This window comes from Ciceribacter sp. RN22, assembly GCF_024054295.1.
GTDB lineage: Bacteria > Pseudomonadota > Alphaproteobacteria > Rhizobiales > Rhizobiaceae > Allorhizobium > Allorhizobium lividum.
In genome coordinates this window covers 722,446-741,774 of the sequence record NZ_JAMXLD010000001.1, presented here as the reverse complement: position 1 = coordinate 741,774, position 19,329 = coordinate 722,446, and the positions used below count along the sequence as shown (strand labels likewise).

General features: G+C 64.4%; 16 protein-coding genes. 5 read left to right on the top strand and 11 right to left on the bottom strand.

Going from position 1 to position 19,329, the window contains the following annotated elements; genetic code table 11:
* Window positions 1-112 precede the first annotated feature (112 nt).
* Both NHF53_RS03630 and NHF53_RS03625 read left to right on the top strand, forming a co-directional pair.
* The gene (locus NHF53_RS03630) at window positions 113-1,486 is read left to right on the top strand and encodes a glutamate--cysteine ligase (RefSeq protein WP_252833140.1); all 1,374 of its coding nucleotides are present in this window, start codon (window positions 113-115) and stop codon (window positions 1,484-1,486) included.
* Window positions 1,487-1,611: 125 nt separating this feature from the next.
* Window positions 1,612-2,514, top strand: a complete 903-nt coding sequence (locus NHF53_RS03625; RefSeq protein ID WP_252833139.1) for a DUF937 domain-containing protein — start codon at window positions 1,612-1,614, stop codon at window positions 2,512-2,514.
* Window positions 2,515-2,563: 49 nt separating this feature from the next.
* Here NHF53_RS03625 and NHF53_RS03620 read toward each other — a convergent pair whose 3' ends face one another.
* Window positions 2,564-5,029 (bottom strand): methyl-accepting chemotaxis protein, encoded by a 2,466-nt coding sequence (locus NHF53_RS03620; RefSeq protein ID WP_252833138.1) that lies wholly within the window; start codon window positions 5,027-5,029, stop codon window positions 2,564-2,566.
* Between the two features lie 217 nt (window positions 5,030-5,246).
* Window positions 5,247-5,546, bottom strand: a complete 300-nt coding sequence (locus NHF53_RS03615; RefSeq protein ID WP_252833137.1) for a DUF1127 domain-containing protein — start codon at window positions 5,544-5,546, stop codon at window positions 5,247-5,249.
* A gap of 207 nt (window positions 5,547-5,753) precedes the next feature.
* On the opposite strand from NHF53_RS03615, the gene NHF53_RS03610 reads away from it, so the two are divergent.
* Window positions 5,754-6,707: a LysR substrate-binding domain-containing protein gene (locus tag NHF53_RS03610; protein WP_112689173.1), complete on the top strand. Its 954-nt coding sequence runs from the start codon at window positions 5,754-5,756 to the stop codon at window positions 6,705-6,707.
* 168 nt (window positions 6,708-6,875) lie between these two features.
* On the opposite strand, the gene katG is transcribed toward NHF53_RS03610, so the two are convergent.
* Window positions 6,876-9,047: a catalase/peroxidase HPI gene (gene katG / locus NHF53_RS03605; protein WP_252833136.1), complete on the bottom strand. Its 2,172-nt coding sequence runs from the start codon at window positions 9,045-9,047 to the stop codon at window positions 6,876-6,878.
* A 107-nt stretch (window positions 9,048-9,154) separates the two neighbouring features.
* On the opposite strand from katG, the gene NHF53_RS03600 reads away from it, so the two are divergent.
* Window positions 9,155-10,129, top strand: a complete 975-nt coding sequence (locus NHF53_RS03600) for a hydrogen peroxide-inducible genes activator (protein WP_252833135.1) — start codon at window positions 9,155-9,157, stop codon at window positions 10,127-10,129.
* On the opposite strand, the gene NHF53_RS03595 is transcribed toward NHF53_RS03600, so the two are convergent.
* From NHF53_RS03595 to guaB, 6 genes are all read right to left on the bottom strand, one after another.
* On the bottom strand, window positions 10,094-10,876 hold the full coding sequence (locus NHF53_RS03595; RefSeq protein WP_252833134.1) for a 3-hydroxybutyrate dehydrogenase: 783 nt from the start codon (window positions 10,874-10,876) through the stop codon (window positions 10,094-10,096). The genes NHF53_RS03600 and NHF53_RS03595 overlap by 36 nt on opposite strands.
* Before the next feature lie 73 nt (window positions 10,877-10,949).
* A complete protein-coding gene (locus NHF53_RS03590) occupies window positions 10,950-12,071 on the bottom strand; it encodes a patatin-like phospholipase family protein (RefSeq protein WP_252833133.1) in 1,122 nt (373 codons plus the stop codon).
* 120 nt (window positions 12,072-12,191) lie between these two features.
* Window positions 12,192-13,217, bottom strand: coding sequence for an alcohol dehydrogenase AdhP (gene adhP, locus NHF53_RS03585; RefSeq protein ID WP_252833132.1), 1,026 nt, complete (start codon window positions 13,215-13,217; stop codon window positions 12,192-12,194).
* Window positions 13,218-13,412: 195 nt separating this feature from the next.
* Window positions 13,413-14,288, bottom strand: a complete 876-nt coding sequence (locus NHF53_RS03580; RefSeq protein ID WP_252833131.1) for a dienelactone hydrolase family protein — start codon at window positions 14,286-14,288, stop codon at window positions 13,413-13,415.
* Window positions 14,289-14,389: 101 nt separating this feature from the next.
* Window positions 14,390-14,947 carry a hypothetical protein gene (locus NHF53_RS03575; RefSeq protein WP_252833130.1) on the bottom strand — a complete coding sequence of 186 codons (558 nt, stop codon included), beginning with the start codon at window positions 14,945-14,947 and terminating at the stop codon, window positions 14,390-14,392.
* A 26-nt stretch (window positions 14,948-14,973) separates the two neighbouring features.
* The gene (guaB, locus tag NHF53_RS03570; RefSeq protein ID WP_252833129.1) at window positions 14,974-16,467 is read right to left on the bottom strand and encodes an IMP dehydrogenase; all 1,494 of its coding nucleotides are present in this window, start codon (window positions 16,465-16,467) and stop codon (window positions 14,974-14,976) included.
* Between the two features lie 314 nt (window positions 16,468-16,781).
* Here guaB and NHF53_RS03565 point away from each other — a divergent pair, with 314 nt between their 5' ends.
* On the top strand, window positions 16,782-18,188 hold the full coding sequence (locus tag NHF53_RS03565) for an MFS transporter (protein WP_252833128.1): 1,407 nt from the start codon (window positions 16,782-16,784) through the stop codon (window positions 18,186-18,188).
* Between the two features lie 3 nt (window positions 18,189-18,191).
* Here the strand turns inward: NHF53_RS03565 and NHF53_RS03560 are convergent, their stop codons facing one another.
* Both NHF53_RS03560 and NHF53_RS03555 read right to left on the bottom strand, forming a co-directional pair.
* Window positions 18,192-18,575, bottom strand: a complete 384-nt coding sequence (locus tag NHF53_RS03560) for a VOC family protein (protein WP_252833127.1) — start codon at window positions 18,573-18,575, stop codon at window positions 18,192-18,194.
* 6 nt (window positions 18,576-18,581) lie between these two features.
* Window positions 18,582-19,313, bottom strand: a complete 732-nt coding sequence (locus tag NHF53_RS03555; protein ID WP_252833126.1) for an RlmE family RNA methyltransferase — start codon at window positions 19,311-19,313, stop codon at window positions 18,582-18,584.
* Window positions 19,314-19,329 lie beyond the last annotated feature (16 nt).

Sequence of the window (19,329 nt, the reverse complement as noted above, 5' to 3'; positions counted from 1 at the left end):
CCGATTTTTTTGACGAAGGCTTGAGAGAATTTCACTTGCGCACCGGCTTCATTCCGGTCCATTCACGCGATGGTCCGCTCCTTGGGCCGACCTCGCCAACAAGGTTCACTGCATGGCCCGCGACACCACCGATCACACTCCGCTCACGTCGGTCGACGAAATGGTCGCCTATCTCGCAGACGGCTGCAAGCCGCGGGAGGCTTTCCGGATCGGAACGGAGCACGAGAAGTTCGCCTTCTTCCGGGCGGACAACAGCCCGGTCCCCTATTCCGGCGAAGCGAGCATTTCGGCGCTGCTCAACGGCATGCAGCAGAAGCTCGGCTGGGAACCGATCATGGACGGGGAGAACATCATCGGACTTGCCGGCGGCGACGGTGAAGGCGCGATCTCCATCGAGCCGGGCGGGCAGTTCGAACTCTCCGGCGGCGCGCTCGAAACGCTTCACGAGACCTGCCGGGAATCGAACCAGCATCTTTCGGTGCTGCGCGACGTCGCCGAGCCGATGGGCATCCGTTTTCTCGGCATGGGCGGCAGCCCGAAATGGACGCTTGCCGAAACGCCGCGCATGCCGAAATCGCGCTACGAGATCATGACGCGCTACATGCCGAAGGTGGGCAGCCAGGGACTGGACATGATGTACCGGACCTGCACCATCCAGGTGAACCTCGACTTCTCGTCCGAAGAAGACATGCGCCGGAAGATGCGCGTGTCAATGAAGCTGCAGTCGGTCGCGACCGCCCTCTTCGCCTCATCGCCGTTTACCGACGGCAAGCCGAACGGGCTGCTCTCCTGGCGCGGCGACATCTGGCGGGATACGGACAATGCACGTGCCGGCGCCCTGCCCTTCGCCTTCAACGAGACTTTCGGCTTTGCCGATTATGTCGAATGGGCACTCGACGTTCCGATGTATTTCGTCGTCCGCGACGGGCGTTACCACGACTGCACCCACGTCACCTTCCGCCAGTTCATGGCCGGCGCGCTGAAGGGCGAAATCGCCGATTGGGAGCCGACGCTCGGCGACTGGACCAACCACCTCTCGACGCTCTTCCCCGATGTCCGTCTGAAGCGCTTCCTCGAGATGCGTGGCGCCGACGGCGGGCCGTGGCGGCGAATCTGCGCACTGCCTGCCTTCTGGGTCGGCCTCCTCTACGACGATGCGAGCCTTGCCGCGGCAGACGACCTCACCCGTAACTGGACCCATGCCGACGTCATCGCCATGCGCGACGCGGTGCCGGCCAAGGCGCTGGCCGCCGAAGTTGCCGGCCGTAGCGTGCTCGACGTCGCACGGCAGGTCGTCGATCTCTCGCGCGCGGGCCTCAAGGCGCGTGCGCGCCTCAACAGCGAAGGCCAGGACGAGAGCGTCTTCCTCGCATCGCTCGATGAAATCCTCGCCAAGAAGACGACGCTCGCCGAGGACATGCTGGCACTCTACGACGGTCGGTGGAACCGGGATATCGACCACGTCTTCGAGGACTACCAGTACTGAGGCAGGCACCATCGGCCGCACCCCGCCCCACCCGGCCGGGCGCCGCTAAAAAGCGGTTTGCGCTCGGCTTTTTCCGGTTATAGTGCGGGAACGACGCGCTGCATGCAACCGGAGGGCCGCCATCCATGCTACCACTGTTCGAGATGATGTTGCAGGCGCAGAACGGGACGGCCATGGAAGCGGTGGCCAGACAGTTCAACCTCGCGCAGGAGCAGGCTGCGCAGGCGGTGGCGGCGCTGATGCCGGCCTTTTCCTCCGGCTTCAAGCGCAACACCACCAATCCCTACGACATGACGGCGCTCCTCAGCGCGATGGCATCCGGGAACTATGCGAAATACTTCGAGGACATGACCGCGGCGTTTACGCCGCAGGGCATCGCCGACGGCAACACCGTGCTCGAACAGCTCTTCGGCTCAAAGGAGGTTTCGCGCGCAATCGCCGCCCAGGCGGCGCAGTTCACCGGCATCAGCCAGGACATCTTCAAGAAGATGATGCCGGTGATGGCCGACACGATCATGGGCGGGCTTTCCAAGCAGACCACCGGCCAGTTCGACGCCACGGCCTTCGCCAACTCGCCGATGGGAGCGATGACCCGGCAGTGGCTCGAAGGCATGGGCTTCGCACCGAAGGCCAAACCGAAGGAGCCGAACCTCTTCGACAATCCGTTCACGCAGGCGATGCAGACGATGTTCGGCGTCAAGCCCGCCCAGCCGCAACCCGCACCGACCGCCAACCCCTTCTTCGACAATCCTTTCACCAAGGCTTTCCAGGAGATGATGGCGGGTTATGCCGGGCCGGCTCCGACGCCACAGGGCGAGGCCGCCAAGCCTGCCGAAAAGCCGAAGGGTCAGGCGACCGAGCAGTTCACGACGATGGTGAACGCCATGTTCGACAGCGGGCTCGAAGTGCAGAAGAGCTACCAGAAGAGCATGGAGCAGATCTTCGACAGCTATCTCGGCCAGACGCATGAGACCCCGCAAGGGGAGCCGGCGCCGCAAGGCGATGTGGTGCCGAGCGGCAAAGGCTGATCCTTTCGTCCCGATTCAGGCATAGGCGGCGGAAGCCGCCACGCCGGTCTCAGAATTCTTCCCAGTCCCCGCCACTGGAAGCCTCGGCGCCGGAAGCGCCGGTTTTCACGTTCAGCCGGTTGGTGATCTTTCCAAGAAGCGCACGGGCCGGCGAACTGACGGGACGGGAGGTCTGGCTGGCCGGTGTCACGCGCGGACGCGGCGACGGCGCCTGGAAGACCCGCGGCTCGGCAGGGCCGGTACTCGCAGCCTGCCTGAGGCCGGTCGCGCCCTGCGGCGCGAGGCTCCGGTCGACGTTGAACTGCCCGACGACATCGGAAAGCGTCTGGGTGTCGTTCGAGAGCGTGGTCATCTCGCGGTCGGTCTGCTCGGCGGCGCGGGCGTTCTGATGGGTGACGTCCTCCATCCGCGCGACGGCCGAATTGATCTCCTTCAGTCCCTCCGACTGCTGCCGCGCCGCAGTGGCGATCGAGTGAATGTGGTCGTTGATCTCGACCACCTGGCCGGCGATCGAGGACAGCAGGTCGCCGCTTTCCTTGACGAGCCCGACGCCGCTTGCGACTTCGTCACCGGACTTGATGATGAGCGCCTTGATCTCGCGGGCCGCCTGGGCGGAACGCTGGGCAAGTTCACGGACTTCCTGCGCGACGACGGCAAAACCCTTGCCGGCTTCGCCCGCGCGCGCCGCCTCGACACCGGCATTGAGCGCGAGCAGGTTGGTCTGGAAGGCGATCTCGTCGATGACGTTGATGATCTTCGAGATTTCCGACGAGGCGCTCTCGATGCGCGCCATCGCGTTCACCGCCTCGCCGACGATCCCCGCCGAACGGTCGGAATTGTTGCGGGCCGTCCCGGCAAGCCGGGACGCGGTCTCGGCGCGCTCTGAGGACTGGCGGATCGCCTCCATGATCTGGCGGATCGAATTGGTGGTTTCTTCGAGCGCTGCCGCCTGTTCCTCGGTGCGGCGCGACAGATCCTCCGTCGAAGCCCGCACCTTGACGCTCTTGGCGTTGATCTCGTGAACATTGGAGTGGACGGCGGAAATCGTCCGCGACAGGCGTTCGAGCGAGGCGTTGAAGTCGACACGCAGGCGGTCGAGCCCACTCGCAAACGGCTTGTCGATCGTCGCGGTGAGGTCGCCGCTCGCCAGCCGTTGCAGTGCATTGCCGAGGATTTCGACAGCTTCGGTCATGCGCGCCTGCTCGGCGGCACGTTCGGCGTCGCGGTCCCGGCGCTCCTTCTCGTCGGCGAGCCGGCGGGTCTCGGCGTCGCTTTCGAGCGTCCGCTTCTCGAGCGCCGCCTGACGGAAGACTGCGACCGAGCGGACCATTTCGCCGATCTCGTCCTGCCGCTCCTCCCCTTCGAGCGTGATCGCCGTGTTGCCGCTTGCAAGCTCGCCCATGGACCTGACGAGGCGGGTGATCGGGCGGGTCAGGGAACGCGAATAGAGGACGGCGATCACGATGCCGAGCAGCACGATCGGGGCGCCGAACAGCACGGAAACCAGTGCCGTGTCGCGGAGGTTCGCCGCGACTTCATCCTCGCCGATGAGAGCGAAGACCGCCCAGCGGGTGCCGGCGAATTCGAGCGGCACGCCGGCGGCAAGGCTGGTCATGTCGCGATAGCCGGAGACGGTGCCGAAGGCGTCCCGGCCTTCCATGACCACCGGCAGCATCGCCGTGTCGACCTTCACGGAAAGGATGTCCTTCTCAGGCGTCAGCACACTGTCGTTCAGCAATGCGCCGGCGGAGTCCACCAGAACGGTTTCGCCGGTCTCGCCGAGACCCTTGCGGTTGGCGAAGAGGGTATCCAAGCGGTGATTCGGCAGGCGGTAGGCGATGACGCCGATCGTGCGGCCATTCATGGTGATCGGAACGGCAAGGAAGGAGGCAGGAGCGCCGTTCGAGGGCGCATAGGCGGCAAAGCCGGACATGGCGACGGCGTTCGGATCCTTGGCGGCGACGATCTTCGAAAAGACTTCCGCCAGGCCGGTATCCTTGTAGGGTCCCTTCGTCAGGTTGGTGCCGTAGTCCTTCTCCTTCTGGACCGAATGGACGACGTTGCCGTCGAGATCGATCATCAGGATGTCGTCATAACCCTGCGCCTGCAGATGGTTGAGATAATAGGCCTGGTACTGCTTGTGGGCGCGGTCAAACGCATCCTTCTTGGCACTGTCGAGCTTGTATTTCTCGCCGACGGGGTTCGGGTTCTCGTCGATATAACGGCGGTGGAGCTCGGCGGCCGGGTCCTCGCCCAGGAATTTCCATGCTCCGGTGAAGCCGTAAAGCGCCTGCTGGGTGGTGACGTTCGAGGCGATCGCCGCGATATCGAGGCTTACGCTTTCGAGATAGCCCTTCGCTTCGTTGCGCCTTCCGTCGGCCGTCGCTTCCAGCATCTGGTAGACCTGCTGGCGCAGCGCACGGCTTTCGAGAAAGAGCGTCAAGGCGACCGATGCGCTGATGGCGACGATGGTGAAGACCGCCGCCGCGAGAGGAAGCTTCCTGGAAATCCGCATTTGAAAAGGCTCCGTGACCGTGCCCGGAGAACCCGGGTCCGCTGGCAATGCGAAAGAGAATCTCGTGCGGAAGTTAGAAATCTCTTACCGCGAACGGAAAACCTGTGGGAGGCCGGGCGCGAAGATCCCAATGCATAAAAAAAAGCCCGGGACTGGGAGAGTCACCGGGCAAGTCGGCAGGGTTATTGGCAGTCACCCTGCGGGGATTGGGAGAGGGTCATTCGGACTTCACCGGCTGCAACGAACGGGTGGCGCGATTGCGCGCGGTGCGGGCGAGGAGACGCGAAGGATCGTCCGCAATGCCGGAGGTCCGAAGAATGCTCTCGACGTCGGCACGGGAAAGCCCGATGTCGCGCAGCAGCGCATCGTCGAGGTCGGCAAGGCGGTTTGCGGCTCGTCGGTTCCGCAGCGCGCGCAGAACGGATTTCATCGCTTGCCAGGTTGCGGCGAGACGCGCGGCAGGCGTCGGCCGGGAGACTGCAAGATCGAGTTCTGTCATCCGTTCGGTCGTGCTCATGGCGACAAAGTCCTTTCGATTTCGGCACGAATAGAGGCGGGCTCGTACCCGGAGAAGGGTAGAGCCGACCAGCGGGGTATGGAGGTTGGGGGGAGCCGATGTCGTCGGCCCCGGTTGATTTGCAGGACGATGATGCTGAAAAGCTATTGATCAGTCCAACGAATGTTTCTAATAGTTATCATCAATCCATCTGATGGAATTTCCCCCATGTCAGCTCCGCTCGATATCGACCAGCTCCAGACCTTCATCGCGATCGTGGACACCGGAAGCTTCACGAAGGCCGCGGCGCGTGTCTTCAAGACCCAGTCGGCCGTCTCCATGCAAATGCGGCGGCTCGAGGAACGCATCGGCAAGCAGCTCTTTATGAAGGACGGCCGCGGCAACCGGCTTACGGCGGAAGGGGAAAAGCTCCTCAATTACGCACGGCGGATCATCCGGCTGAATTCGGAGGCGATCGCCGCCTTCGACGACAACCGGCTCGAGGGTACGCTGAGGATCGGCACGCCGGACGACTATGCCGACCGCTACATGCCGGAGATCATCGGCCGCTTCGCCAAGACGCATCCGAACGTCGAGCTTTACATCGTCTGCGAACCCTCGGTGGACCTCGCCGAAAAGATGGCCCGCGGCGAACTCGACATTGCGCTTGTCACCCACAATCCGCGCGCACGCAGCTCGGACGTGGTGCGCACGGAACCGCTCTGCTGGGTCGCCTCGGCGAACCATCCGCTGCGCGACGACGCGCCGGTGCCGCTCGCCGTCGGGCGGCGCGACTGCAACTGGCGCCAGCTCGCCTGCTCGGCGCTCGACGCCGATGGCCGCGACTACCAGATCCTGTTCACGAGCTGGTCCTCGACCGTGGTGGCTGCCGCCGTGCTTGCCGGCATGGCGGTCTCGGTCCTGCCGGAATCGGCCTTGCGCACCGGCATGAAGGTGCTGACGCAGGCTGATGGTTTTCCGCCGCTGCCGCCGGTGCAGATCGGCCTGATGAAGCGGCCGGGGCTTTCGACCTCGCTGATGAACGCGATCACCGACCACATCACCGCCTGCCTCGACAACATCACGCCGTCGGCAGTCGACGACGATCTCGACGGCGACGTGAAAACCTATCCGCGATACTATCCGCGGCTGCGTGCCGGCCACATGATCCCCGGCTGGTAAGCGCAGACATATATAGACGGACATCGACGGCAGAACGGGAACAGCCGGGGCGAGCCCCGGCTGTTCCCGTTTCCGGCCGGCACCCGAGTGCGGCGGGGGGCCACCGCTCTCCTCGGGCCGGCTGCCCGTGCGCGCCCCTGGCGGCGGGCCGCGCACGGGATGCTTCCATCAGGCGATGTCGAACCGATCGGCGTTCATCACCTTCACCCAGGCGGCAACGAAGTCCTTCACGAACTTTTCCTTGTTGTCGTCCTGGGCGTAGACCTCCGCATAGGCACGCAGGATCGAGTTCGAGCCGAGGACGAGATCCACACGGCTCGCCGTATACTTGGTCGCACCGCTCTTGCGCTCGCGGATGGCATAGCTGTTGCTGTCGGTCGGGACCCAGGAATAGGCCATGTCCGTGAGGGTGGCGAAGAAGTCGTTGGTCAGCGCGCCGACACGGTCGGTGAACACACCGTGCGCCGTGCCGCCGTAGTTGGTGCCCAGCACGCGCATGCCGCCGATGAGCACGGTCATTTCCGGAGCGGTGAGCCCCATCAACTGGGCGCGGTCGAGCAGCATTTCCTCGGGGCTGACGACATAGTCCTTCTTCTGCCAGTTGCGGAAGCCGTCGGCGAGCGGTTCGAGCACGGCAAAGCTGTCCGCGTCGGTCTGCTCGGCGGTGGCGTCGCCACGGCCGGGCGCGAAGGGGACCTCGACATCGAAGCCCGCGGCCTTTGCCGCCAGTTCGACACCGACATTGCCGGCGAGAACGATGACGTCGGCAAGACTTGCGCCGGTTTCCGAAGCGATGCCTTCGAGAACCGACAGAACCCTGGCGAGGCGGGCGGGCTCGTTGCCTTCCCAGTCCTTCTGCGGGGCGAGGCGAATGCGGGCACCGTTGGCGCCGCCGCGCTTGTCGGAACCGCGGAAGGTGCGGGCGCTATCCCAGGCGGTGGTGACCATTTCGGCGATGGTGAGGCCGCTGTCGATGATCTTGGCCTTGACCGCGACGACGTCGTAGTCCGTGCGGCCGGTCGGGATCGGATCCTGCCAGATCAGGTCTTCGACCGGAACATCCGGGCCGAAATAGCGTGACTTCGGACCCACGTCGCGGTGGGTCAGCTTGAACCAGGCGCGGGCGAAGGCATCCGAGAAAGCGGCGAAGTCGTCCTTGAACCTCAGCGAGATCTCACGGTAGATCGGGTCGACCTTCAACGCCATGTCCGCATCGGTCATCATCGGCATGACGTGGATCGAGGGATCCTCGACGTCGGCCGGCTTGTCCTCCTCGGCAATGGTGATCGGCGCCCACTGGGAGGCCCCGGCCGGGCTGTGCGTCAGCGTCCATTCATGCTTGAACAGCATCTCGAAGTAGCCATTGTCCCACTTCGTCGGTTGCGTGGTCCAGGCGCCCTCGATGCCGGAGACGACGGTATCGCGGCCGATACCGCGACCCTTGGTGTTCACCCAGCCGAGACCCTGGAATTCCGGTCCTGCAGTTTCCGGATCGGGGCTGAGATTGGCGGCACTACCATTGCCGTGGGACTTGCCGATCGTGTGGCCGCCGGCGGTGAGCGCCACGGTTTCCTCGTCGTTCATGCCCATGCGGGCGAAGGTCTCGCGCATCTGGGCGGCGGTCGCCAGCGGATCGGACTTGCCGTTCACACCTTCCGGGTTGACGTAGATGAGACCCATCTGCACCGCGGCGAGCGGTTTCTCCAGCGTGTCCGGCTTGGTCACGTCGCCATAGCGGCCGTCGCTCGGCGCCAGCCATTCCTTCTCGTCGCCCCAGTAGGTGTCCTTTTCCGGATGCCAGATATCCTCGCGGCCGAAGGCGAAGCCGAAAGTCTTCAGGCCGGCGACGTCGTAGGCAATCGTGCCGGCGAGCGCGATCAGGTCGGCCCAGGAGATCTTGTTGCCGTATTTCTTCTTGATCGGCCACAGCAGGCGACGGCCCTTGTCGGTGTTGACATTGTCCGGCCAGGAATTGAGCGGCGCGAAGCGCTGGTTGCCGGTGTTGGCGCCGCCACGACCGTCGGTGATGCGGTAGGAGCCGGCGGCGTGCCAGGTGACGCGGGCCATCATGCCGACATAGGAGCCCCAGTCGGCCGGCCACCATTCCTGGCTGTCGAGCATCAGCGCGCGCAAGTCCGCCTTCAGCGCCTCGACGTCGAGCTTCTTCAGTTCCTCGCGATAGTTGAAGTTCGGACCGAGCGGATTGGTCTTGCTGTCGTGCTGGTGCAGGATGTCGAGGTTCAGCGCGTTCGGCCACCATTCCATGACGGATTTGCCCACGGCGGTGTTGCCGCCATGCATGACCGGACATTTGCCGGTTGATTTGACGTGCTCGTTCATCTTGGCCTCCTGTTTTCGCAAAAACGAGTGAACTGGTGCCACCATCGGCCAAGTGCTTCATAATTTCCAATTGTATTTAGTGAGGATGACGATAGGATCGTCCTATCATGATTACCATTCGTCAAATGCGCTACTTCGAAGCACTCGCCGCCACCCTGCACTTCGGCCGCGCGGCTGAGATGGTGCATGTCAGCCAGCCCGCCCTTTCCGCGCAGATCATGGAGATGGAGAAGCACCTGGGGGTGGTGCTGGTGGAGCGGACGCGCGGGGCGACACTGCTGACGGCCAAGGGCGAGGAAATCCTTGTGCACGTGCGCGGTGTGCTCGCCGGCATCGACCGGCTGGAGGAAGCCGCCCGCCGCAGGGGCGGCATGCTGGAAGGCATGATCCGCATCGGCATCATCCCGACGGTCGCGCCCTATCTGGTGCCGCAGATGGTGCCGTATCTCAGGCGCGAGCACCCGCTGATCGAAATCGAACTCAAGGAAGCCGTGACCGACCGGCTGCTCGGCGACCTCGCCGAGGGCAGGCTCGACGCGGTGATCGCGGCGCTGCCGGTCGAGGCGGACAATGTCGCGACCCGCAGCCTCTTCACCGACCGTTTCTTCGTCGCGATGGCCGACAACGAAAGCGACGTGCTTGTCTCGCCGCTCGCCGAAACGCAGGTCGACCCGAACCGGCTGCTGCTGCTCGAAGAGGGGCACTGCCTGCGTGACCAGGCGCTCGCGGTCTGCAAGACCGCGAACAAAAGAAATCTCGTCAATGTCGGCGCGACCTCGATGACGACCCTTCTGCAGATGGTGTCGCACGACATGGGTATGACACTCATTCCGGAAATGGCCGTCGATACGGAAACGGCGCGCACCGCGATCCGCATCGTTCCCTTCGCCGACCCGGCCCCCTCGCGCGAGATCGGCCTTGTCTGGCGGCGGTCGAGCCCGCGCCGGCAAGACATGGAAGCATTGGCCGCGGGCATCGTTGCGAGCCGCGGCAAGCTCCGCGCGAGTGGGCGTGGTCACGAGGAGCCCGACGGCCTTCCGTCAGGCTCAGTTCATGAACCAGCCATGGCTGACGACGAGTGACTGCCCCGTCAGCGCATTGGTCTCGAAACCGGCAAACATCAGCGCGACCTCCGCGACGTCCTCGACCGTGGTGAATTCACCATCCACGGTTTCGCCGAGCATCACCTTCCGGATCACGTCGTCCTCGGAAATGCCGAGTTCCTTCGCCTGTTCCGGGATCTGCTTGTCGACCAGCGGCGTCCGCACGAAACCGGGGCAGATGACGTTGGCTCGTATGCCGGACGAACCGCCTTCCTTGGCCACCACCCGCGCCAGCCCGAGCAATCCGTGCTTGGCGGTGACATAGGCCGATTTCAGCGGCGAGGCCTCGTGCGAATGCACTGACCCCATGTAGATGATGGCGCCGCCTCCCTGGCTCTTCATGTGCGGGATGCAGGCTTTCGTCGTCAGGAAAGCTCCGTCGAGATGGATCGACAGCATCTTCTTCCAGTCGGCGAAGGGGAAATCCTCTATTCTGTGAACGATCTGGATGCCGGCATTCGACACCAGGACATCGACCCGTCCCCACTTCGCAACCGTCTTCGCCACGCCGGCATTGACCGCCGCCTCGTCCGTGACGTCCATGGCGATACCGAATGCTTCGCCCAGGCCCATCGATGTCAGGGCCTCGGCCGCCGCCTGAGCCTGCTCTTCCTTCAGATCGGCGATGACGACCTTCGCGCCCTCTTCCACATAGCGTTTGGCGATGGCATGGCCGATGCCGCTGGCCGAGCCGGTGATGATGCAGACTTTACCCTTGAGCGTCATGGTCGTTCTCCTTGTTGCCTATCCGGGGCCGTGCGTCCCTGCCCGGCGCGATACCGGACGGCGGGGCGCAGAATCAGCTCTTCCCGTGCCGTTCGTGGGCAAGGTCAAAAATCTGGATTCCGTCGCGCGGCCGGCCACGGTTTTTCCACTTGTCATGATTGAGCGTGTGCATGACGTCGTCGTAACCCGCTGCCCAATGCTCCGTTATCGAAGCCCGTGAAAATTCGGCATCCATGGCGTGCGTGGCAGAGGCCGCCCGGCGGTGGATGAGGTGCACGATCGTCACGTCGTATTCGACGCCGATGGACCTCAGAATTCTGGCATCCTCGTCATCGGCGAATTCCGGCGGCAGTCTTTCGAGGAGCCGCTTGGCGGCGCGGCGGACGACCTGCCTGCGGGCGAAATCGTCGGTGTTCAGGCGCGTCCGGCTGGAATAGCGGATCTCCTTGATACGGCTCTCCGCCTCGAAATGATCCTTCGGCATGGCGCCGCGGGCGCTGAAGAGGTCGATCTGGAAGATCTCCATGTTACGCTCGGAGCCATTGGTGGACAGGACATACTGCAGCGGCGTGTTGGAGACGAGACCGCCATCCCAATAGTAACGGCCGTCGATTTCGACCGGTGCGAATCCCGGCGGCAAGGCGCCCGAAGCGGCGATATGCCGGGCATCCAGCGTCTGGCGACGGCTGTCGAAATAGGCGAAATTGCCTGACATGACCTCGACCGCACCGAGACTGATACGGGTCCGACAACTGTTCAGAAGGTCGAAATCGACCAGTTCCTCCAATGTCTTGAGCAAGGGCTCCGTGTCGTAGAAGCTGATGGCGGCCTCGCGATTGTAGAGGATCTGGTATGGCGTATAGAGGCGCGGCGAGAAGAAACCGGGTATGCCGGTGAGCGCTCCGGCCATCACGGAAATCTCGTTGGAGATACGGCGAACATCAGCGCCGTCATGGCCGAACCCGAAGGTCAGGTTCGACGAAACCTTGTCCCAGAACGTCCGGAGATTCTCAACGCGGTGTTCCTTCGGTGCTCCGGCGATCAGCGCGGCGTTGACGGCACCGATCGAAATGCCGGCGACCCAATCAGGGTCGATATCATGTTCGTGCAGCGCCTCGTAGGCGCCCGCCTGATAGGCGCCGAGCGCGCCACCACCTTGAAAGACAAAGATCTGTTCGCATTTGGAATTCGACATGGTGCCCTGCAACCTGAATATTGCACTGCACCATAAAATAGGAAGTTCTGAACGGCTCGCCAGAGCAAGGAGCGGCCCAAGCCGCCCCTTGCATTCACGTTTCGGTGTACGCGCAGTGACTCAGTCGAGATCGAGCACGATGCGGCCGTCGATCTTGCCTTCCTCCATGCGGTGGAAGATGTCGTTGACGTTCTCCAGCTTGTCCCAGGAGAAGTGCGAGGCAACCTTGCCCTCGCCCGCGAAGACCAGCGATTCCTCGAGATCCTGGCGGGTGCCGACGATGGAGCCACGCACGGTGATGCGCTTCAACACGGTGTCGAAGACCGGCAGCGAGATGAAGCCCGGCGGAAGGCCGACCAGCGCCATGGTGCCCTTGGAGCGAAGGAAGCCGTAGGCCTGCTCCATCGCCTTCGGGGAGACGGCGGTGACGAGCGAGCCATGCACGCCGCCGGTTGCCTTCTGCACCTGTTCGATGGCGTCCTTGGCGGTTCCGTCGACGACGATGTCGGCGCCGAGGCTCTTGGCGAGTTTCAGCTTGTCCTCATGGATGTCGGCGGCCACCACATGCATGCCCATGGCCTTGGCGTATTGCACGGCCATGTGGCCCAAGCCGCCGATGCCGGAGATCACCACCCATTCGCCGGGACGTACTTCGGTTTCCTTGAGCCCCTTGTAGACGGTGACGCCGGCGCAGAGCACCGGAGCCGCGGGGCCGAATTCGAGATTGTCCGGCAGACGACCAACGAAATCCGGATCGGCAAGACCATACTGGGCGAAGGTACCATTGACCGAATAGCCGGTGTTCTGCTGGCTGCCGCAGAGCGTCTCCCACCCGGTGCGGCATGGCGTGCAGCAACCGCAGGCGGTGTGCAGCCACGGCACACCGACGCGGTCGCCTTCCTTGATGCGGGTGACGCCGGCGCCGAGCTTGGCGACATAGCCGACGCCCTCATGCCCCGGGATGAACGGCGGATTCGGCTTGACCGGCCAGTCGCCGTTCGCCGCGTGCAGGTCGGTGTGGCAGACACCCGTTGCCTGATACTTGACGAGAATCTGGCCCGGACCGGGTTCCGGTATCGCCATTTCCTCGATCACCAGTGGCTTGCCGAATGCCCGCACGACGGCGGCTTGCATACTCGATGCCATTCTTTTCCTCCTCGACAGAAATCGTGTTGCGGAATCATCTGGCCGTCGGGGGGTGCCCGTCACGACGTATGCATCCTAGCGTTGTCCCGGTCGAGTTTCTTGATCCGGGTCAAATCTGTCGTGCTTCACGATGATTTGTGTCGCAACGTTGCGACAGCCCCGGAAGAATTCCGGCACCGTCGCAACAGGGACCGCTCAGGCGAGGTACTTCTTCAGGAAGGCAACCGTCCGCGACCAGGCGAGGTCGGCCGCCGCCTTGTCGTAGCGGGCGGCGGAGGTGTCGTTGTTGAAGGCATGGTTGACGCCCTCATAGACATAGAGCTCGTACGTCTTCTTGTTTGCGTCGAGGGCCGCCTTGTAGGCGTCAATGCCGGCATTGATGCGCTCGTCGAGCCCGGCATAGTGCAGGAGAAGCGGCGCCTGGATGGACGGCACCTGATCGGCAGGGACCTGGGCGCCGTAGTAGGCGATCCCCGCCCCGAGCGCCGGCGACGCGACCGCCAGACGGTTGACCATGCCTCCGCCCCAGCAGAAGCCGACGGCGCCGACATTGCCGTTGGAATCGGCGTGGCCGGCCAGGTAGATGCGGCCCGACTCGGCATTGTTGACGGCTGCAGCCATGTCGAGCGTCGTGAACATTTCCCGCGCCTTGTCCTCGTCATCCGGCGTGCCGCCGTAGGGCGACAGGAAATCCGGCGCAAGCACGACGAAACCCTCCATTGCCATGCGACGGGCAACGTCGCGGATGTGCGGATTGAGGCCGCGGTTTTCGTGGATGACGATGACGCCGGGCAGCGGGCCTGCGGCATCCTTGGGTCGCACGAGATAGGCCTGCATCTCAGTCGTTCCGCCGGGATAGGTCACATTCTCGGCATTCAGGCGGGCGTCGCCCTCGGGGATAACGGCGGCGCTCGCCTTGCTGGCGGCAAGCAGCGGCGCGATCGTGGCGGCCGCCGCCGCCGAGCCGGCAAGTGCCGTCAGTCTCTCCATGAAAGCGCGGCGATCCAGAGTAAGATGAGTGTATTCGTCATAGGCGTAGATCATCGCCTGAGTGACTTTCGGCGTGTCCATGATGCTCCTCCATTCAGGGTATCTGGATAGCGGCCCGAACGCAGGCGCACCGCAGGCACAGGATAGTGCCCTCGCCGGCAACGGCGGGCAACACATCTTCGTTACCGGTCCTCGGAGCGGCCCGAGAAGACGGTGACGCGCAGCGCAAGGAGCAGCGACACGAACAGCAGCACAAATTTGACGCGCGTCACCCAGGGCAGGATCTGCGGCAGGTTTTCGGCGAGCCACGGACCCGGCTCGGCCGGCGGGAAATAGCACAGGAACCCGAAATTCTCGAGATAGTCGAAGACGCCGTAGGCGACCGGAACGAGGCACAGCAGCCAGGCATGACGGACATCGAGGCGTCGGCCGTAGAGCACGACGCCGGGGGCATAGCCGCGAAGAAGCAGGCAGAGCGAGAGGGCGAGCACGAACGGCAGGACGAGGTCCGGGCCGAGATACATCAGCTGAAAGAGGTCGCGCGCCTCGGCCCGTGCCGGATCGGCAAGCGCCGCCTGAAGGCCCCGGACCGCATCGGCCTCGTAGCCGGACAGTCGGGCATCGAGGAAGCCCCCTGCCCCGCTGAGGCGCTGGAACTCCGGATCGAGCCCGAAGAACATCCAGGCGACAAGGGCGCCCGAGAGGGCGAGCAGCAGCAGGATCACCTTGTTAGTTCCCATCTGCCGCTCCCCTCCATCCACTCGCCTCAGGCGCCGGCGCCGGGGTAGTTCGGGCTTTCGCGGGTGATGGTGACACCGTGCGGATGACTTTCACGCAGGCCCGCGCCGGAGATGCGAACGAAGGTCGCCTTCGCCTGGAAGTCCTTGATGTCGCGGCCGCCGACATAGCCCATGGCAGCCTTGAGGCCACCCGCGAGCTGGTGCAGCACGGCCGAAACCGGACCCTTGTAGGGGACCTGGCCCTCGATGCCTTCCGGGACCAACTTCAGCGTATCGCGCACTTCCGCCTGGAAGTAGCGGTCGGCCGAGCCGCGGGCCATGGCGCCAACGGAACCCATGCCGCGATAGGCCTTGAAGGAACGGCCCTGGTAGAGGAAGACCTCGCCCGGGCTTTCGTCCGTGCCGGCGAGCAGCGAGCCGACCATGACCGCGGAGGCGCCGGCGGCGATCGCCTTGGCGAGGTCGCCGGAGAACTTGATGCCGCCGTCGGCGATCACCGGAATGTCGCTCTTGGCGGCCTCTTCGGCAGCGGCCATCACGGCGGCGAGCTGCGGCACGCCGACACCGGCGACGATGCGCGTGGTGCAGATCGAGCCGGGGCCGATGCCGACCTTGATGCAGTCCGCGCCGGCCTCGATGAGCGCGCGGGTGCCTTCGGCTGTCGCGACGTTGCCTGCGATGATGCGCACCGCGTTCGACATCTTCTTGACCACGCCGACGGCGTCCAGAACCTTCTGCGAGTGGCCGTGCGCGGTGTCGACGACGATCACGTCAACGCCGGCATCGATCAGCCGCTCGGCGCGCTCGCGTCCGTCCTCGCCGGTGGAGATCGCGGCGGCGACGCGCAGGCGTCCGTGGAGGTCCTTCGCTGCGTTGGGGTTGAGCTGGCTCTTCTCGATGTCCTTGACGGTGATCAGGCCGACGCAACGGCCATCGCCGTCGACCACCAGCAGCTTTTCGATGCGGTGAGCGTGCAACAGGCGCTTCGCTTCCTGCTGGTCGACGCTTTCCTTGACGGTGACCAGGTTTTCCTTGGTCATCAGCTCGTGGATCTTCTGCGAGGGATCGGAGGCGAAGCGGACGTCACGGTTGGTCAGGATACCGACCAGACGACCGGGACGGCCGCCGTTCTCGACGACCGGAATGCCGGAAATGCCGTGGGCCTTCATCAGCGCCAGCGCTTCGGCGAGCGTCGAATCAGGGCCGATCGTCACCGGATTGACGACCATGCCGCTTTCGAACTTCTTGACCTGGCGGACTTCCTCGGCCTGTTCGCTCGGCGTGAGGTTGCGGTGGATGACGCCGATGCCGCCGGCCTGAGCCATGGCGATCGCAAGGCGGCTTTCCGTCACCGTGTCCATGGCGGAGGAGAGGATCGGCAGGCTGAGATCGATATCCTTGGCAATCCGCGTCGCGATGTTGGTCTGTCCCGGCATGACCTCGGAATGTCCCGGCTGCAGAAGGACATCGTCGAAAGTCAGGGCTTCGGCTCCTGTGGCCGAAATTACGATGCGTGCCATTGCCAATTTCCTCTTTTCAAAAAATGCAGTGGCTCTCCGGGACGAATCGTCCGCCCGGCCGCTCCTGCAGGACAACGTGGAAGTTGGCGAGGGCTGGTAACACGTCTATGACAGGAAGGGAACAGAAAAATCCGTAGACGCACGAGTGCCGGGATTCTCTGGCTTCACCGGCGGCGAGAGATCCCTCACGCACAAGTGAATGCCTGCGCGACCGCAGGCCGATTCGCCGTTGGCAAGGTGCGCGGACGTCGGATAGAACGGGCGCCTCGCGACGCACCGGCGAACGTTTCCTTCCTGCCCGAGAGCCCTGCCGCATGAACCGCATCGTTCCGCTGATCCTTGCCGTTGCGCTGTTCATGGAGCAGATGGATTCGACCGTCATCTCGACGGCGCTGCCGGCGATCGCCGCCGCTCTCGGCGTCGGGCCGATCACGCTGAAGCTCGCCCTCACATCCTATATGGTGGCGCTCGCGATCTTCATTCCGGCGAGTGGCTGGATGGCCGATCGTTTCGGCGCGAAGGTCATCTTTCGCGTGGCGATCCTCGTCTTCATGGCCGGCTCCGTCCTCTGCGCTCTCTCCGGATCGCTTCTCGCCTTCGTCGCCGCCCGCTTCCTGCAGGGCATGGGCGGCGCGATGATGACGCCGGTCGGACGCCTCGTGCTCCTGCGCACGACAGAGCGACGCGAGCTCGTCTCGGCGATGGCGCTGCTCACCATCCCCGGACTGATCGGCCCGCTGAGCGGTCCGCCGATCGGCGGCTTCATCACCACCTATTTCAGCTGGCACTGGATTTTCCTGATCAACGTGCCGATCGGCCTTGCCGGCATCTGGCTCGCGACCATCCACCTGCCCGAGGTGCCGCCGGTCGAAACGCCGCCGATCGACTGGCGCGGTTTCGCGCTGAGCGCGCTTGCCGCCTCCGGCGTCGTTTTCGGACTTTCGGTGATGAGCCTGCCGGCGCTACCGCCTGCCGCCGGCATCGGAGCGACGGCGCTCGGCCTTAGCGCCGGCCTCCTCTATGTCCACCATGCGCGGCGCCATCCGACGCCGCTTCTCGACCTCGGCCTCTTTCGCAACGCCACCTTCCGCATCGCGGTTACCGCCGGAACGATCTTCCGCATCGCCGCCGGGGCAACCCCCTTCCTTATGCCGCTGATGCTGCAGCTCGGCTTCGGCCTCACGCCCTTTCAGTCCGGCCTCATCACCTTCGTAGGGGCGATCGGCGCGATCACCACCAAATTCCTCGCCCGCCGTGTCTTCGCGGCCGTCGGCTTCCGCACCGTGCTCATTGCCGCGGCGATCACCGGTGCGGCGACGACGGCGGCGAACGCCTTCTTCACACCCGGCACACCCTATCCGCTGATCATGGGCGTGCTGCTTGCCGCGGGCTTCTGCCGCTCCTTCTTCTTCACCGGCATCAATGCGCTGAGCTATGCGGAGATCGGCGACGCAGAGGCGAGCCAGGCGACGTCGATGAGTTCGGTGCTGCAGCAGGTGAGCCTGGCGCTCGGGGTGGCGGCGGCCGCCGCCATTCTCGAAGGAAGCACAGCACTCAAGGGCCATGCACTCGGGCTTGCCGACTTTCATCTCGCCTTCGCGGTGGTGGCGGCTCTTTCGCTGCTGGCGGTGCTACCCTTCCTGCGGATGCCGCGCGATGCCGGCGCGAATGTCTCCGGCCACGGAGGAAGGCCCGAGCCCGACAGCGTCGCGGTGAAATAGGCTCTATTCCGCCCTTTCGCAGACAGCGGCGAGCTTGTTTCCGTCCGGATCGCGGACGAATGCCGCGTAGAAATTCGGATGGAAGGGCCGCAATCCCGGAGGACCTTCGTCGGTGCCGCCATTCGCCAGCCCGGCCTTATAGAAGGCGTCGACGGCAACGCGGCTTGGTGCCTCAATCGCGATCGTCGTGCCGTTGCCGAATGTGGCGGGCTTGCCGTCGAAGGGCTTCGTCACCCACAGGCGGCAGCGATGGTCGTCGGCAGCCGCGTAGCCGATCTCGTCCTCCTCTGTAACCCTGCGCTCATAGCCGAGTGCCGCGAGAACGGCATCGTAGAAACATACGGAGCGCGCGAGGTCATTGGTTCCGAGCGTCACGTAGAGGAGCACGAGATTTCACCGATCCTGCTCGCCGGCCTCCTCGGCCGGCGCTGGCTTGCGTCCCTTGAACCCCTTGGCGAGCAGGAACATCTCGACCGATTCGGAGCGCGAGGCGCCGGGCTTCACATGGACGACCTGACGGAAATTCTGTTTGAGAAGCGTCAGAAGCTCCCGCTCAGTGCCGCCCTGGAAGGTCTTGGCGAGGAAGTGGCCGCCCTCGGCGAGCACCTCGATCGCGAAATGCGCCGCGACCTCGCAGAGATGCATGGTGCGCAGGTGGTCAGTCTTCTGGTGGCCGGTGGTCGGGGCGGCCATGTCGGAGATCACCAGATCGGGCGTGCCGCCGACGGCCTCGATGAGCTTTGCCGGCGCTTCCGGATCGAGGAAGTCGAGTTGCAGGATCTTCACGCCCGGCAGCGGCGCCATTTCGAGGAAGTCGATCGCCGCGACCCGCACGTCCGCGTCGGTCGACCCGGTGACGTTGGCGGCGATCTGCGACCAGCTTCCGGGCGCCGCTCCGAGGTCGATGATGCGGCGGGCGCCCTTCAGGATGTTGTGCTTCTCGTCGATCTCCAGAAGCTTGAAGGCCGCGCGGGCGCGATAGCCTTCGAGCTTGGCGCGCTGCACGTAAGGATCGTTGATATGCCGTTCGAGCCAGCGTCGCGACGAGGCCTTGAGCTTGGTCTTCTTGACTTTCTGGCCGAGCTTGCGGCCGGTGCGGTTTCCGGCGATCGGAGCCTTGGTCATCTTCGTTCTTTCCTGT